The organism is Burkholderia ubonensis, assembly GCF_001718695.1.
Lineage (GTDB): Bacteria > Pseudomonadota > Gammaproteobacteria > Burkholderiales > Burkholderiaceae > Burkholderia > Burkholderia ubonensis_B.
Genome location: NZ_CP013420.1, coordinates 1,772,724 through 1,787,678, shown reverse-complemented (window position 1 = coordinate 1,787,678; position 14,955 = coordinate 1,772,724). Strand labels below are relative to the sequence as shown.

The following is a 14,955-nucleotide window of genomic DNA, read 5'->3' as shown; positions in this document are numbered from 1 at the left end:
GGCCGAACGGCCAGTCACCCGTTGCAGGACGGCCCGCTATAATTGAAAGCCGTCCGGTTCCGTGCCTCGAGCACGTCCCTGCTTATGCGCTTCGATCTTGAGCCGCCATCGAGCGTCGCGGCCGCCCATCGCATCGCGGTGCTGCTGATCAACCTCGGCACGCCCGACGCTCCGACGCCGCGCGCGGTCCGTCGCTATCTCGCCGAATTCCTGTCCGATCCCCGCGTGGTCGAAATCCCGCAGGCGGTCTGGCAGGTCCTGCTGCGCACGCTGATCCTGCCGTTGCGCGGCCGCGCGTCCGCGAAGAAATACGCGGCCGTGTGGATGCCCGAAGGCTCGCCGCTGCGCGTGCACACCGAGCGCCAGGTCGACGGCGTGCGCCACCTGCTCGCGTCGAACGGCTATCAGGTGCTGGTCGACTACGCGATGCGCTACGGCAGCCCGAGCATCGCGCAGGTGCTCGCGCAGCTCAAGCGCGCCGGCGTCGAGCGCGTGCTGCTGATGCCGATGTATCCGCAATATTCCGCGTCGACGACGGCGACCGCCTTCGACGCGGCGTTCAACGCGCTCGCGCGCATGCGCAACCAGCCGGAAGTTCGCACCGTGCGTCATTACGCCGACCATCCGGCCTATATCCATGCGCTCGCCGAGCAGGTGCGGCAATACTGGGCGCAGCAAGGGCGACCCGATTTCGCGGCCGGCGACAAGCTGGTGCTGAGCTTCCACGGCGTGCCGAAGCGCACGCTCGACCTCGGCGATCCCTATCACGACCAGTGCCAGCAGACGGCCGCGCTGCTGATGACGGCGCTCGGGCTGTCGACGATCGAATGCCGCGTGACCTTCCAGTCGCGTTTCGGCAAGGCCGAATGGCTGCAGCCGTACACCGCGCCGACGCTGCGCGAGCTCGGCGAAGCGGGCGTGCGGCGCGCGGACGTGTTCTGTCCGGGCTTCACGGCCGACTGCCTCGAGACGATCGAGGAGATCGGGATGGAAGTGCGCGACGAATTCATCGCGGGCGGCGGCAAGGCGTTCCATCGTATTCCGTGCCTGAACGGCGCGCATGCGTGGATCGGCGCGCTCGGCGAGATCGTCGCCGAGAATCTGCAGGGCTGGCCGGTCAAGGCGGCGCAGCCGGAAACGGTGAGTTGAACGCGATGAACTACAAGATTTCCACCGAGCCGGGCGCGCGGCTGCGCATCGACAAGTGGCTGTGGGCCGCCCGGTTCTTCAAGACGCGCTCGCTCGCGGCCGACGCGGTCGACAAGGGGCGGGTGCGGATCGGCGGCGCGCCGGTCAAGCCGGCCAAGGAGGTGCGCGTCGGCGACGAGGTCGAGATTGCGATCGACGGCATCGTCTGGCAAATTGCCGTGCTGGGCGTGTGCGACGTGCGCGGGCCGGCGAGCGTCGCGCAGACGCTTTACGCGGAGACGGAATCCGGGCGGGCCGCGCGGCTCGCCGAGCAGGAGCGGCGACGCACGTTCCACGAGCCGGCGGCCCAACTGCACGGCCGGCCGACGAAACGCGACCGTCGCATCATCGACAGATTTTCGGGTGGGAGCTGAACATCCGGTCCAGCGTCGCCTGTACGCTGCCGTATTCGGTCGTGCGGTCGGTGACTGCCCCGGACAGGCAGATGGTGGTGGTGCCGGCAATGAGTACCAGCGCGACCACCGATATGGCAAAGGTCAGTTTCACGGTACTCCCCTCGAGAAGACGGGTGAAAATGGCGCCTGGTGGAGTTCGGGCAACGGTCGCGTCAGGGTAAACGCGCCGCTCCGATGCGTGAAATGCAGTGTAGTGCAGCGTCCGGAGGCGGGCTAGTACTCGCCGGGTAAGCGTTGTTACAGGCCGTTTCGACCGCTCGGGCGGCGGTTGCCGCAGACGGCGCGGTTGATTCGCGACGTTGGCGAATGCGCGACAATGACCCTCTTGAAGTGGGTGTTTTCGCCCTTATCTGCACCAGTAATGTGCGGTGCCGTCGACGATTCGTCAGACGGTTGCCGATTTGGCTTCAACCTCTAATCGACTTTCAGCGACATGGAAAATACGCAAGAGAACCCGGCTGCCCAATCGGCCGAAGACATCGGCAGCGAGACGCAGGCGGCGCAAGGCGCCGCGCCGGCCGCCGAGGCTGCCGAAGCGGCGCTCGCCGAGGCTCAAGCCAAGGTCGCCGAGCTGCAGGAAAGCTTCCTGCGGGCGAAGGCCGAGACCGAGAACGTGCGCCGCCGCGCGCAGGACGACGTCGCGAAGGCGCACAAATTCGCGATCGAGAGCTTTGCCGAGCACCTGCTGCCGGTGCTGGACAGCCTCGAGGCGGCGGTCGGTGATACGTCCGGCGACCTCGCGAAGGTGCGCGAGGGTGTCGAGCTGACGCTGCGCCAGCTGACGAGCGCGCTCGAGAAGGGGCGCGTCGTCGCGATCAACCCGGTCGGCGAGAAGTTCGATCCGCACCTGCACCAGGCGATCTCGATGGTGCCGGCCGAGCAGGAGCCGAACACCGTCGTCACCGTGCTGCAGAAGGGCTATACGATCGCCGACCGCGTGCTGCGCCCGGCGCTCGTCACGGTCGCGCAACCAAAGTAAGGCTGCCGCCATGGTGCCCGCCGGCGTCGATCCGGCCGCGTTCGTCGCGTTCGACATGCAGGCGCTGTCGGCCGACACGTTCGACGCCGGCCTCGCAGGCGCGGGCGACGCGCTCGCCGTGGTGTTCTTCTGGGGCGTCGACTGCTTCAACTGCGAAATCGCGAAGAAGGCGATGCTCGCGCAGCCGGACGCCATTCGCGCGCTGGGCTTGAAGTGGTTCCACAGCAACGTCTACGAACACCGCGACCTCGGTCGACGCTTCGGGCTGCACGGCGTGCCGACGTGGTTGTTCTTTCACCGCGGCAGGCGGCTCGGCCGTGCGACCGGCTGGCATGGTCTCGCGCAGTTCCAGGCGGCGGTGGCGGCAGCGCGGGCGAAGATCGTGGCGGCCGGCGCTCCGGCGGCCGGCAACCCGGCACTGTCCGGCGATTGAAAAAATTTAATAGCCGCATCGCTTGTCGGGTCTTGAAAACGGCGCGAGCGGACTTATTTCGGGAACAGAGTTGAATTCGGCGCGCGAAACGGCCCAAAAAGAGCAAATTTTCGCGCAGCAATCAAGGATTTCTGGAGATTAGGAAAAATGGGAAAGATCATCGGTATTGACCTCGGCACCACGAACTCGTGCGTTGCCATCATGGAAGGCAACCAGGTCAAGGTCATCGAGAACTCGGAAGGTGCGCGCACCACGCCGTCGATCATCGCCTACATGGACGACAACGAGGTGCTCGTCGGCGCGCCGGCCAAGCGTCAGTCGGTGACGAACCCGAAGAACACGCTGTTCGCGGTCAAGCGCCTGATCGGCCGCCGCTTCGAAGAGAAGGAAGTCCAGAAGGACATCGGCCTGATGCCGTACTCGATCATCAAGGCGGACAACGGCGACGCATGGGTCGAAGCGCACGGCGAGAAGCTGGCGCCGCCGCAAGTGTCGGCCGAAGTGCTGCGCAAGATGAAGAAGACGGCCGAAGACTACCTCGGCGAAAGCGTCACGGAAGCCGTGATCACGGTGCCGGCGTACTTCAACGACAGCCAGCGCCAGGCCACCAAGGACGCCGGCCGCATCGCGGGCCTCGAAGTCAAGCGGATCATCAACGAGCCGACCGCGGCGGCGCTCGCGTTCGGCCTCGACAAGGCGGAGAAGGGCGACCGCAAGATCGCCGTGTACGACCTCGGCGGCGGCACGTTCGACGTGTCGATCATCGAGATCGCGGACGTCGACGGCGAAATGCAGTTCGAAGTGCTGTCGACCAACGGCGACACGTTCCTCGGCGGCGAGGACTTCGACCAGCGCATCATCGATTACATCATCGGCGAGTTCAAGAAGGAGCAGGGCGTCGACCTGTCGAAGGACGTGCTCGCGCTGCAGCGCCTGAAGGAAGCCGCCGAAAAGGCGAAGATCGAGCTGTCGTCGAGCCAGCAGACCGAAATCAACCTGCCGTACATCACGGCGGACGCATCCGGTCCGAAGCACTTGAACCTGAAGATCACCCGCGCGAAGCTGGAAGCGCTGGTCGAGGATCTGGTCGAGCGCACGATCGAGCCGTGCCGCATCGCGATCAAGGACGCGGGCGTCAAGGTGTCGGACATCGACGACGTGATCCTGGTCGGCGGCCAGACCCGCATGCCGAAGGTCATGGAGAAGGTGAAGGAATTCTTCGGCAAGGATCCGCGCCGTGACGTGAACCCGGACGAAGCCGTCGCGGTCGGCGCGGCGATCCAGGGCCAGGTTCTGTCGGGCGACCGCAAGGACGTGCTGCTGCTCGACGTGACCCCGCTGTCGCTCGGCATCGAGACGCTCGGCGGCGTGATGACGAAGATGATCAACAAGAACACGACGATCCCGACGAAGCACGCGCAGGTGTACTCCACCGCGGACGACAACCAGGCCGCCGTGACGATCAAGGTGTTCCAGGGCGAGCGCGAGATGGCCGCCGGCAACAAGCTGCTCGGCGAGTTCAACCTCGAAGGCATCCCGCCCGCACCGCGCGGCGTGCCGCAGATCGAAGTGACCTTCGACATCGACGCGAACGGCATCCTGCACGTCGGCGCGAAGGACAAGGCGACCGGCAAGGAAAACAAGATCACGATCAAGGCGAACTCGGGCCTGTCCGAAGCCGAGATCGACCAGATGATCAAGGACGCGGAAGCGAACGCGGCGGAAGACCACAAGCTGCGTGAGCTGGCCGATTCGCGCAACCAGGGCGACGCGCTCGTCCACAGCACGAAGAAGGCGCTGACCGAGTACGGCGACAAGCTGGACGCGGGCGAGAAGGAGAAGATCGAGGCCGCGCTGAAGGAGCTCGAGGAAGTGCTGAAGAGCACCGCGAGCGACAAGGCCGCGATCGATGCGAAGGTCGAAGCCGTGGCGACGGCCTCGCAGAAGCTCGGCGAGAAGATGTACGCCGACATGCAGGCGCAGCAGGCAGGCGCGGCCGGTGCGGCGGGCGCAGCGGAAGGCGCGGCCCATGCGGGCGCGCAGCAGGCCGCGGACGACGTCGTCGACGCCGAGTTCAAGGAAGTGAAGAAGGACTGAGCCGGGTTGCAACAGCACCGTACGCCGCGCGCGAGCCGCGCGCGGCGCGGCTGACAAGCGGTCTGTCTTTCCTTCCGGATGGCCGGATCGACTCTACGCCTGGCGGGCTTCGCGGCCCTCCGGGCACATTTGTTTTTTGGCGGGCGCTGCGCACGCCGTCCCCGGACGGCGCGCCGCAACGCCAGACGAGTCGCGAGACTTTACTGCAGGCGAAAGGAGCCGTTGCGCGCATCAGGCGTGGCGGCAGTGAATCGATATGGCGAAACGGGATTACTACGAGGTTCTGGGCGTCGCGAAGAATGCGAGCGACGACGAAATCAAGAAGGCATATCGCAAGCTTGCGATGAAGTATCACCCTGACCGCAATCCGGACAACAAGGGTGCGGAAGAGCATTTCAAGGAGGCGAAGGAAGCCTACGAAATGCTGTCGGACAGCCAGAAGCGGGCCGCGTACGACCAGTACGGCCACGCGGGCGTCGATCCGAACATGGGCGGTGCGGGCGCACAGGGCTTCGGCGGCTTTGCCGACGCGTTCGGCGACATCTTCGGCGACATTTTCGGCCAGGCGGCGGCGGGCGGCCGCGGCGGCCGGGGTGGTCCGCAGGTGTATCGCGGCGCGGACCTGCGCTACAGCATGGAAATCACGCTCGAGCAGGCCGCGCACGGCTACGACACGCAGATCCGCGTGCCGAGCTGGGTGTCGTGCGGGATCTGCCACGGCTCGGGCGCGAAACCGGGTACCAAGCCCGAGACCTGCCCGACCTGTCACGGCCAGGGCACGGTGCGGATGTCGCAGGGCTTCTTCAGCATCCAGCAGACCTGCCCGAAGTGCCACGGCAGCGGCACCTACATTCCCGAGCCGTGCGCGCATTGCCACGGGTCGGGCAAGGTGAAGGAAACCAAGACGCTCGAAGTGAAGATCCCGGCGGGGATCGACGACGGCATGCGGATCCGCTCGGCCGGCAACGGCGAGCCGGGCATCAACGGCGGGCCGCCGGGCGACCTGTACGTCGAGATCCACATCAAGCCGCACTCGGTGTTCGAGCGCGACGGCGACGACCTGCATTGCCAGATGCCGATCCCGTTCACGACCGCCGCGCTCGGCGGCGAGATCGAGGTGCCGACGCTGGCCGGCCGCGCGACGTTCCCGGTGCCGGAAGGCACGCAGTCGGGCAAGACGTTCCGCCTGCGCAGCAAGGGCATCAAGGGGCTGCGTTCGAGCATCGCGGGCGATCTGTACGTGCACGTGCAGGTCGAGACGCCGGTGAAGCTGACCGAGCAACAGCGCGATCTGCTCAAGCAGTTCGAGAAATCGCTGGCCGAAGGCGGCGCGCGCCACAGCCCGCAGAGCAAGAGCTGGTTCGACCGGGTGAAGAGCTTCTTCGAGTAACGGCATGACTGAAGGCAGCGAGAGCGCGTCGTTCGCGCTCTTGGACGATTGCGACTCGACCGCGTCCGCGCGGTCGAGTCGCTTGTATACGGGCTTCGTGCGCGAGCGGGTGTGCGCCGATCCCGCGCAGCTCGACGCGATCGATGCGGCGCTCGCGCAGGATCTGCGCGACGGGCTGCACGCGGTCGTGGCCGGCGACTATGAATTCGGGCGCAACCTGCAATGGGCGCAGCCGGGCGAGGCCCCGCTGCGCTTTTTGCTGTTTGCGCGCTGCGAGCGCCTGTCGCGCGACGAGGTCGATGCGTGGCTCGCGCAGCGCGACGGCGGCGCGGCGTCGCCGTCGATCGCGGGCGTCGCGCACGTGACGAAGAGCGTGACGCGCGACGCGTTCGATGCGGCGATCGCCGCGGTGCACGACGCGCTGCGCGCGGGCGACTCGTATCAGGTCAACTACACGTACCGGCTGCATTTCGACGCGTTCGGCGCGCCGCTCGCACTGTATCGGCGCCTGCGTGCTCGCCAGCCGGTGCGCTACGGCGCGCTGATCGCGCTGCCGGACGGCGCGTGGGTCGTGTCGTGCTCGCCGGAGCTGTTCGTCGAGCGGCACGGCGACGTGCTGCGCGCGCGGCCGATGAAGGGCACCGCACCGCGTTCGGGCGATCCGCAGCGCGATGCTCAGGCAGCGGCATTCCTCGCGAACGACCCGAAGAACCGTGCCGAGAACGTGATGATCGTCGATCTCCTGCGCAACGATCTGTCGCGGATCGCGCGCACGGGGACGGTCAAGGTGCCGGCGTTGTTCTCGGTCGAGCCGTATGCGTCGGTGTGGCAGATGACGTCGACCGTCGAAGCCGGATGGCGCGACGGCACGACGTTCGCCGATGTGCTGCGCGCGCTGTTTCCGTGCGGCTCGATCACCGGTGCGCCGAAACACAAGACGATGCAGCTGATCGACGCGATCGAGTCGACGCCGCGCGGCCTCTATACGGGAGCGATCGGCTGGCTCGACGCGCCGCCCGAACCCGCGGCCGGCTGCGGCGATTTCTGCCTGTCGGTGGCGATTCGCACGTTGACGCTCGGCGCGGCCGGCTTAGGCGCGGCCGGCGTAGGTGCGGCAGGCGAAAGCGCGGCCATCGCCGGCGGCTGGCGTACCGGCACGATGGGTGTCGGCGGGGGGATCGTGCTCGACAGCGTCGCCGCCGACGAATATGCGGAGTGCGAATTGAAAGCGCGATTCCTGACCGATGCCGATCCCGGCTTCCAGCTGTTCGAAACGACCTGCGCGACGCGCGCGGACGGCATCCGCCATCTCGACCGGCATCTCGCGCGGCTGCGGCGCAGTGCGGACGCGTTCGGCTTTCGCTTCGACGAAGCCGCGTGCCGCGAGCGGCGGATCGCCGCGGATTGCGCGTCGCTCGAAGGCGACGGTCCATACCGGATGAAGCTGTCGCTCGCGAAGGATGGGGCGTTCGAGATCGTCGCCGCGTCGTTGAAGCCGCTGCCGGCAGGGCCGGTCGGCGTGCTGCTCGCATCGGAGCACGGCTTTGCGCCGATGCGTTCGGACGACGCACTGCTACTGCACAAGACGACGCGCCGCGCCGAATACGATCGCGCATGGCAGGCGGCCGAGGCGCTCGGCTGTTTCGACATGCTGTTTTTCAACGAGCGCGGCGAGCTGACGGAAGGCGGGCGCTCGAACGTGTTCGTGAAGCTCGATGGGCGATGGGTGACGCCGCCGCTGTCGAGCGGGGTGCTGCCGGGTGTGATGCGCGGCGTGCTGCTCGACGATCCGTCGTTCGGCGCGACGGAGCGCGTCGTGACGCGCGAGGACCTGTCGCGCGCGCAAGCGCTGCTCTTGACCAACGCGCTGCGCGGCGCGCTGGATGCGGTGTTGAAGTGATGTGACCGGCAGGGGTGGCCGCCGAGGCCGCGCCGGTCATCCCGAATGCAACGATGAAAAAAACGCGGCGCCCCGCAACGGGCACCGCGTTTTTTTGCGTCTGCGAATCGGCGGCGAGTCGCTATTCGTGCGCGCCGCCGCGCATCAGAACGTATGCTCCGGCCCGGGAAACGAACCGTCCTTCACCGCGCGCACATACGCTTCGACCGCCGCCTGAATATTCGGCTGGCCCTGCATGAAGTCCTTGACGAAGCGCGGCCGCTTGCCGGGGAAGATGCCGAGCATGTCGTGCAGCACCAGCACCTGGCCCGAGCAGTCCACACCCGCGCCGATGCCGATCGTCGGAATGCGCAGCATGTGCGTGACTTCGGATGCGACGAGCGTCGGCACGGCCTCGAGCACGACGAGCTGCGCGCCCGCGTCCTCGATCGCGCGCGCGTCGCGCAGCAGTTGCGCGGCGCCGGCTTCGGTCTTGCCCTGCACCTTGAAGCCGCCGAACGCATGCACCGATTGCGGCGTCAGGCCGACGTGCGCGCACACGGGCACCGCGCGCTCGACCAGGAAGCGCACGGTGTCGGCGAGCCATTCGCCGCCTTCGAGCTTGACCATCTGCGCGCCGGCGCGCATCAGCTTGACCGAGCTCTCGAACGCGTCGGCGGGCGTGCCGTACGTGCCGAACGGCAGGTCCGCGACGATCAGCGTGCGCGGCTGCGCGCGTGCGACGCAGGCGGTGTGATACGCGATGTCGTCGAGCGTGACGGGCAGGGTGGTGGTGTGGCCTTGCAGCACGTTGCCGAGCGAATCGCCGATCAGCAGGACGTCGACGCCCGCGCGGTCGAGCAGCGCGGCGAAGCTCGCGTCGTAGCAGGTCAGCATCGCGATCTTCTCGCCGGCGTCGCGCATCGCCTGCAGTTTCGGCACGGTCACGGCAGCCCGGCTCGATTCCTGGAGATAGGTCATGGGAAATCCGGTTCGATAGGTAAAAACAGCGGCGAGACGCGTCAGCGCGTCGTCTCGCCCTTGACGAAGAATTCCTTGCGGCCGCGCATCGTTGCGATGTGCTCGACCAGCAATGCGAGATCTTCGGGGGAGTCCAGCGGATTCAGGTGTTCCGCGGCGACCGTCAGTACCGGCGTGCGGTCGTAGTGATAGAAGAATTCGTTGTACGCGTCGACGAGCGCGCGCAGGTAGGCGTCGCTGATCTGCAGCTCCATCGGCAGGCCGCGTTTCTGGATCCGCGCGAACAGCACCTCGGGGCTCGCCTGCAGGTAGACGACGAGATCGGGGGCGCTCGCCCGGGGCGCGTCGACGTGCGCCGCGAGCGCGCGATAGAGCTGCCACTCGTCTTCCGGCAGGTTCAGCCGCGCGAAGATCTCGTTCTTCTGCGGCATGAAATCGGCGACGACCGGCCGGCCCGTGTCCAGCGCCGCGCTCAGTTCGCGCGCCTGCTGCGCGCGCTGCAGCGCGAACGCCAGCTGCGTCGGCAGCGCATAGCGCGCGGTGTCGCGGTAGAAGCGCTCGAGAAACGGATTGTCCTGCGGGCGCTCGAGCAGCGTCTGCATCGACCAGCGCTCGGCGAGCAGGCGGGCCAGCGTCGTCTTGCCGACGCCGATCGGGCCTTCGATCACGAGATAGCGGTGCGGCGCGCGCAGGTCCGGCGCGGTGACGGTCAGCGGTGTCGGGTTCATCGGCAGGGGTTCTTGTCGGCGCCGTTGCCGGCAGCGGCGAGCGCTCTCTGCATCGGGCACTTGCAGGTCTGGACCTTCTCGATGCGCTGGCTCGCGACCGCGGCGAGAAATGCCTCGGCGCGGCCGCGCGCCGGGATGTGGAGCGCCGGGTCGAGCTCGACGAGCGGCACGAGCGCGAACGCGCGGTCGGTCAGGCGCGGGTGCGGGACGATCAGGTCGGGTTCGTCGATCGAGTCGACGCCGTACAGCAGGATGTCGATGTCGAGCGTGCGGGGCGCGTTGCGGTACGGGCGCTCGCGCCCGAAGTGATGTTCGATCTTCTGGCAGAGGGCGAGCAGCTCGCGCGCGGCGAGCGTCGTGTCGATCTTGACCGCGCAGTTGTAGTAGTCGTCGCCCCCGGCGTCGACCGGGGCCGTGCGATACAGGCTCGACTTGTCGAGCACGGCGACCGTGCGCTGCTGCGCGAGGCATACCACCGCGTCCTTCAAGGTCTGGCGCGCATCGCCGAGATTCGCCCCCAGTCCGAGATATGCAACCGTCATGGCATCACTTCCTACGTCGTTCGCCGGCGCGCGTCAGTCGTCGGAACCGGCCGGGCCGTCCGACGCCTGCTCCGCGCCTTCGGTGCCCTTGCGGTTCTTCGCGCCGCCGCGGCGGCGCCGCTTGCGGGGCGATTTCTCCTTGTTGCCGCCCTGCGTGAGCAATGCGTCGCGCGCGGCCGCGTCGCCTTCGATGAATTCCGTCCACCACTGCCCGACGGCAGGATCCAGCTCGCCGGATTCGCAGCGTAACAGGAGGAAATCATACCCCGCTCTGAATCTTTGGTGTTCCAGCAGGCGCAGCGCGCTGCGGCCGGAGCGCTTCTCGAGGCGCAGCTGCAGGCCCCAGATCTCGCGCATGTCGGCCGAGTAGCGCTTGTGGATCGCGAGCTTCTCGGTCTGCATGTCGAGCACGTCGTCCATCGCGCGATGCAGCGCGGGCACCGGGAACTCGCCGTCGGCCGTGTACTGCTCGAAGCGCTGGCGCATGTCGTGCCACAGCAGCGTCGCGAACAGGAAGCCCGGCGACACCGGCTTGCCGGCGCGCACGCGCGCGTCGGTGTTGTTCAGCGCGAGCGTGATGAACTTCTCGCCCTGCGGCTGTTCGAGCACGACGTCGAGGAGCGGCAGCAGCCCGTGGTGCAGGCCTTCGCCGCGCAGCTGCTTCAGGCACGCGAGCGCGTGGCCGGACAGCAGCAGCTTCAGCATCTCGTCGAACAGGCGCGCGGCCGGCACGTTGTTGATCAGGTCGGCGAGCGCGTTGATCGGCTCGCGCGTATGCAGCTCGATGTCGAAGCCGAGCTTCGCCGCGAAGCGCACCACGCGCAGCATCCGCACCGGGTCCTCGCGATAGCGCGTGGCCGGGTCGCCGATCATCCGCAGCAGGCGCGCACGCACGTCGGCCATCCCGTCGTGGTAGTCGAGCACCGTTTGCGTCGACGGGTCGTAGTACATCGCGTTGATCGTGAAGTCGCGGCGCGCGGCGTCCTCGTGCTGTTCGCCCCACACGTTGTCGCGCAGCACGCGGCCGCTCGCGTCGACCGCGTGCGTGCGGCGGTCGAGTTCGTCGCGCTTCAGGCGCTTCGGCGGCTCGGCCTCGGCAGGGGGCGGATCGACGAGCGCGCGGAACGTCGACACCTCGATCAGCTCCTGGCCGAACTGCACGTGGACGATCTGGAAGCGGCGGCCGATCAGGCGCGCGCGGCGGAACAGGCGCTGGACCTCGGTCGGCGTCGCGTCGGTCGCGACGTCGAAGTCCTTCGGCGCGATGCCGAGCAGCAGGTCGCGGACCGCGCCGCCGACGATGAACGCGCGGAAGCCCGCCTGTTGCAGCGTATCGGTCACGCGCACCGCGTTTTTCGAGATCAGCGCGGGATCGATGCGGTGCACGCTCGCGGGCACGACGGTCGGCTCGTGGTTGCTGCGCGGACGCTTCGCGGCGGCGCCGCGGGCGCCCTTCGCGGTGCGCGGGGCGGGCGCCGCATCGGTGGCGGCGGCGGAGGGCGTTTGCGCGGCGTCGTCCTGGCCGAGCAGCTTGCGGATGAATTTCTTGATCACGACGTTACGACGTTACGACGTTCAGAAGAGATCTAGGATGCGCCAGCCGCGGTCGCGTGCATGCGCGCGCAGCGTGTCGTCGGGGTTGGTCGCGATCGGGTCGGTGACTTTCTCGAGCAGCGGGATGTCGTTGTGCGAGTCGCTGTAGAAGTAGCTGTGCTCGAAATCGTCCCAGTGCTTGCCGAGCGACGCGAGCCACGCTTCGGTGCGCACGATCTTGCCTTCGCGATAGCTCGGTGTGCCGGTCGGCCGGCCGGTGTACGGCGAGTCGGGGTGGCCGTCGGTCGTCTCGACCTCGCACGCGATCAGCGTGTCGACGCCGAAGGCGGTCGCGATCGGCCGCGTGATGAATTCGTTGGTCGCGGTGACGACGCAGCACAGGTCGCCGGCATCGAGGTGCTGGCGCACGAGTTCGAGCGCGGCGGGCGTCATCGCGGGCCGGATCACCTCGTGCATGTACTGGTCGTGCCACTCGGCGAGCTGCGCGCGCGAATATTTCGCGAGCGGCGTGAGCATCGCCGTGAGGTACGCGTGGATGTCCAGCTTGCCGGCCTTGTAGTCGGCGAAGAACTGGTCGTTCTGACGCGAAAAGCTTTCCGCGTCGACGATGCCGAGCTTCACCATGAAGCGGCCCCATTCGTGGTCGCTATCGGTCGGGATCAGCGTGTGATCGAGGTCAAAGAGTGCCAGATTAGTCATGGATGCGCATTTTACTCGAAGCGGTTCGGGCCCGCGCCCGGCGGCGCGATGTCGTCGCCGGGGCGGGCCAGCATCCGGCGCAGCAGCGGCAGCGTGACGGCGCGCTTCTGCTCGAGCGAGAAACGGTCGAGCGCGTCGAGCAGCGCCATCAGGCTTGGCATGTCGCGGCGGAAATGGGTCAGCAGGTAAGCCGCGATGTCGTCGGTGAGCGCGATCCCGCGCTCCTTCGCCGCGAGCTTCAGCACGGCGATCTTGCCGGCGTCGGACGGCGGCGACAGGTGGAACACGAGCCCCCAGCCGAGGCGCGTGCGCAGGTCCTCGCGGACGTCGAGCGCGAGCGGCGCCGCGGGGCCCGCCGCGACGAACGCGCTCGACGGATGTGCGCGGACCTCGTTGAACAGGTTGAAGAGCGCGACCTGCTGCGTGTCGCTCATCCGGTCGCAGTCGTCGATCGCGTAGATGCCGATGCGCGGATCGAACGTGAACGCGCCGAGCGGGCTTTGCGGCGTCAGGTAGCGCGCGTAGCCGTACGACGCGTCGCTCACGAGCGCCTGCAGCAGGTGGCTGCGGCCGCTGCCGGGTTCGCCCCAGATGTAGAACGACCGGTCCGGCACGGGGCCCGCCGCCAGCGCGAGGTCGAGCTTCTGCAGCCGCGTGACGAGCTCGCCGTTTTCCTCGCCCGTGATGAAGTTGTCGAACGTGGCGGGGGGCGGCGTGCCGAGATCGAGCGTCAGTTGACGGGACACAGTCACAATGCGGGTCGGTTGGTGAAACGTGCGCCGGGGAGCGCGGCGTCGATGGCTGCACGCGCGGCCGCACGCACGGCGGCGCGCGGGTTCCGGCGCGGCTCGCTCAGCGGTGAAAACGGGGACGTGTTGGCCAAGATGCAATCCCTGACGAATCGATGCGGGGAATTCCGGCCAGCGGGCCGGCTTCGGGTAAAATCGCATTTTACCGACCTTCTCGCATTCCCCCATGAATCCTCCGAAATCCGCTCCTGACGCTCAAGGTCTGTCCTATCGTGACGCGGGCGTCGACATCGACGCGGGCGACGCGCTCGTCGACAAGATCAAGCCTTTTGCGAAGAAAACCCTGCGCGACGGCGTGCTCGGCGGCATCGGCGGGTTCGGCGCGCTGTTCGAGGTGCCGAAGAAGTACCGCGAGCCGGTGCTCGTGTCGGGCACCGACGGCGTCGGCACGAAGCTCAAGCTCGCGTTTCATCTGAACAAACACGATACGGTCGGCCAGGATCTCGTCGCGATGAGCGTGAACGACATCCTCGTGCAGGGCGCCGAGCCGCTGTTCTTCCTCGACTACTTCGCGTGCGGCAAGCTCGACGTCGACACGGCCGCGACCGTCGTCAAGGGCATCGCGCAAGGCTGCGAACTGTCGGGCTGCGCGCTGATCGGCGGCGAAACCGCCGAAATGCCGGGCATGTACCCGGACGGCGAATACGACCTCGCGGGCTTCGCGGTCGGCGCGGTCGAGAAGAGCAAGATCATCGACGGCAGCACGATCGCCGAAGGCGACGTGGTGCTGGGCCTCGCGTCGAGCGGCATCCACTCGAACGGCTTCTCGCTCGTGCGCAAGATCATCGAGCGCGCGAACCCGGACCTGTCGGCCGATTTCCACGGCCGCTCGCTCGCCGACACGCTGATGGCGCCGACCCGCATCTACGTGAAGCCGCTGCTCGCGCTGATGGAAAAGATCGCCGTGAAGGGGATGGCGCACATCACCGGCGGCGGCCTCGTCGAGAACATTCCGCGCGTGCTGCGCGAAGGCCTGACGGCCGAGCTGGACCAGAAGGCGTGGCCGCTGCCGCCGCTGTTCCAGTGGCTGCAGGAGCATGGCGGCGTCGCCGACGCGGAAATGCATCGCGTGTTCAACTGCGGGATCGGCATGGCCGTGATCGTGTCGGCGGCGGATGCCGACGCAGCGGTCAGCCAGCTGACGGCGGCCGGCGAGCAGGTGTGGAAGATCGGCGTCGTGCGCGCGAGCCGCGAAGGTGAAGCGCAGACGGTCGTGGTCTGACGCGCCGCCGCAGCATGCAGTGACGAAAGCCGCCCGGA

The 14,955-nt window shown here is 67.6% G+C and carries 15 protein-coding genes; 8 read left to right on the top strand and 7 right to left on the bottom strand.

What is annotated here, in order from left to right; genetic code table 11:
- Positions 1-84 precede the first annotated feature (84 nt).
- Positions 85-1,149, top strand: coding sequence for a ferrochelatase (gene hemH / locus WJ35_RS08180; RefSeq protein WP_069239023.1), 1,065 nt, complete (start codon positions 85-87; stop codon positions 1,147-1,149).
- 5 nt (positions 1,150-1,154) lie between these two features.
- Positions 1,155-1,562 (top strand): RNA-binding S4 domain-containing protein, encoded by a 408-nt coding sequence (locus WJ35_RS08175; protein ID WP_060236172.1) that lies wholly within the window; start codon positions 1,155-1,157, stop codon positions 1,560-1,562.
- Here WJ35_RS08175 and WJ35_RS31785 read toward each other — a convergent pair.
- Positions 1,534-1,695 carry a hypothetical protein gene (locus tag WJ35_RS31785; protein ID WP_010091442.1) on the bottom strand — a complete coding sequence of 54 codons (162 nt, stop codon included), beginning with the start codon at positions 1,693-1,695 and terminating at the stop codon, positions 1,534-1,536. The two genes, WJ35_RS08175 and WJ35_RS31785, sit on opposite strands and share 29 nt — an antisense overlap.
- 342 nt (positions 1,696-2,037) lie before the next feature.
- On the opposite strand from WJ35_RS31785, the gene grpE reads away from it, so the two are divergent.
- The 5 genes from grpE (at position 2,038) to pabB (ending at position 8,403) form a co-directional block, all read left to right on the top strand.
- On the top strand, positions 2,038-2,583 hold the full coding sequence (grpE, locus tag WJ35_RS08170) for a nucleotide exchange factor GrpE (protein ID WP_060236170.1): 546 nt from the start codon (positions 2,038-2,040) through the stop codon (positions 2,581-2,583).
- 10 nt (positions 2,584-2,593) lie between these two features.
- The gene (locus WJ35_RS08165; RefSeq protein WP_060236168.1) at positions 2,594-3,016 is read left to right on the top strand and encodes a thioredoxin family protein; all 423 of its coding nucleotides are present in this window, start codon (positions 2,594-2,596) and stop codon (positions 3,014-3,016) included.
- 147 nt (positions 3,017-3,163) lie between these two features.
- Complete coding sequence (dnaK, locus tag WJ35_RS08160; RefSeq protein WP_069239022.1) at positions 3,164-5,113, top strand: molecular chaperone DnaK; 1,950 nt, start codon at positions 3,164-3,166, stop codon at positions 5,111-5,113.
- A gap of 256 nt (positions 5,114-5,369) precedes the next feature.
- Positions 5,370-6,503 carry a molecular chaperone DnaJ gene (dnaJ, locus tag WJ35_RS08155; RefSeq protein WP_010091447.1) on the top strand — a complete coding sequence of 378 codons (1,134 nt, stop codon included), beginning with the start codon at positions 5,370-5,372 and terminating at the stop codon, positions 6,501-6,503.
- A gap of 4 nt (positions 6,504-6,507) precedes the next feature.
- Entirely contained in the window at positions 6,508-8,403 is a 1,896-nt protein-coding gene (gene pabB / locus WJ35_RS08150) for an aminodeoxychorismate synthase component I (protein ID WP_069239021.1), read from the top strand.
- A 144-nt stretch (positions 8,404-8,547) separates the two neighbouring features.
- On the opposite strand, the gene panB is transcribed toward pabB, so the two are convergent.
- Genes panB through hda form a run of 6 tightly spaced genes read right to left on the bottom strand, consistent with a single transcriptional unit; the run spans position 8,548 to position 13,638 of the window.
- Positions 8,548-9,363, bottom strand: a complete 816-nt coding sequence (gene panB / locus WJ35_RS08145) for a 3-methyl-2-oxobutanoate hydroxymethyltransferase (RefSeq protein WP_042583171.1) — start codon at positions 9,361-9,363, stop codon at positions 8,548-8,550.
- Positions 9,364-9,404: 41 nt separating this feature from the next.
- Entirely contained in the window at positions 9,405-10,091 is a 687-nt protein-coding gene (locus WJ35_RS08140) for a deoxynucleoside kinase (RefSeq protein WP_060236163.1), read from the bottom strand.
- Positions 10,088-10,633, bottom strand: coding sequence for a 2-amino-4-hydroxy-6-hydroxymethyldihydropteridine diphosphokinase (folK, locus tag WJ35_RS08135; protein WP_060236161.1), 546 nt, complete (start codon positions 10,631-10,633; stop codon positions 10,088-10,090). Before folK ends, WJ35_RS08140 begins: the two co-directional genes overlap by 4 nt.
- A 33-nt stretch (positions 10,634-10,666) precedes the next feature.
- On the bottom strand, positions 10,667-12,187 hold the full coding sequence (gene pcnB, locus WJ35_RS08130) for a polynucleotide adenylyltransferase PcnB (protein WP_060236159.1): 1,521 nt from the start codon (positions 12,185-12,187) through the stop codon (positions 10,667-10,669).
- 21 nt (positions 12,188-12,208) lie between these two features.
- On the bottom strand, positions 12,209-12,886 hold the full coding sequence (locus WJ35_RS08125; RefSeq protein ID WP_010091454.1) for an HAD family hydrolase: 678 nt from the start codon (positions 12,884-12,886) through the stop codon (positions 12,209-12,211).
- An 11-nt stretch (positions 12,887-12,897) separates the two neighbouring features.
- Positions 12,898-13,638 carry a DnaA regulatory inactivator Hda gene (gene hda / locus WJ35_RS08120; RefSeq protein WP_029226419.1) on the bottom strand — a complete coding sequence of 247 codons (741 nt, stop codon included), beginning with the start codon at positions 13,636-13,638 and terminating at the stop codon, positions 12,898-12,900.
- A 223-nt stretch (positions 13,639-13,861) separates the two neighbouring features.
- Here hda and purM point away from each other — a divergent pair, with 223 nt between their 5' ends.
- Positions 13,862-14,917, top strand: a complete 1,056-nt coding sequence (gene purM / locus WJ35_RS08115) for a phosphoribosylformylglycinamidine cyclo-ligase (RefSeq protein WP_010091456.1) — start codon at positions 13,862-13,864, stop codon at positions 14,915-14,917.
- Positions 14,918-14,955: the final 38 nt, after the last annotated feature.

Coding starts and splice junctions, on each gene's coding strand:
- hemH (WP_069239023.1), top strand. CDS start 85: ATGCGCTTCGATCTTGAGCCGCCATCGAGCGTCGCGGCCGCCCATCGC.
- WJ35_RS08175 (WP_060236172.1), top strand. CDS start 1,155: ATGAACTACAAGATTTCCACCGAGCCGGGCGCGCGGCTGCGCATCGAC.
- grpE (WP_060236170.1), top strand. CDS start 2,038: ATGGAAAATACGCAAGAGAACCCGGCTGCCCAATCGGCCGAAGACATC.
- WJ35_RS08165 (WP_060236168.1), top strand. CDS start 2,594: ATGGTGCCCGCCGGCGTCGATCCGGCCGCGTTCGTCGCGTTCGACATG.
- dnaK (WP_069239022.1), top strand. CDS start 3,164: ATGGGAAAGATCATCGGTATTGACCTCGGCACCACGAACTCGTGCGTT.
- dnaJ (WP_010091447.1), top strand. CDS start 5,370: ATGGCGAAACGGGATTACTACGAGGTTCTGGGCGTCGCGAAGAATGCG.
- pabB (WP_069239021.1), top strand. CDS start 6,508: ATGACTGAAGGCAGCGAGAGCGCGTCGTTCGCGCTCTTGGACGATTGC.
- panB (WP_042583171.1), bottom strand. CDS start 9,363: ATGACCTATCTCCAGGAATCGAGCCGGGCTGCCGTGACCGTGCCGAAA.
- WJ35_RS08140 (WP_060236163.1), bottom strand. CDS start 10,091: ATGAACCCGACACCGCTGACCGTCACCGCGCCGGACCTGCGCGCGCCG.
- folK (WP_060236161.1), bottom strand. CDS start 10,633: ATGACGGTTGCATATCTCGGACTGGGGGCGAATCTCGGCGATGCGCGC.
- WJ35_RS08125 (WP_010091454.1), bottom strand. CDS start 12,886: ATGACTAATCTGGCACTCTTTGACCTCGATCACACGCTGATCCCGACC.
- purM (WP_010091456.1), top strand. CDS start 13,862: ATGAATCCTCCGAAATCCGCTCCTGACGCTCAAGGTCTGTCCTATCGT.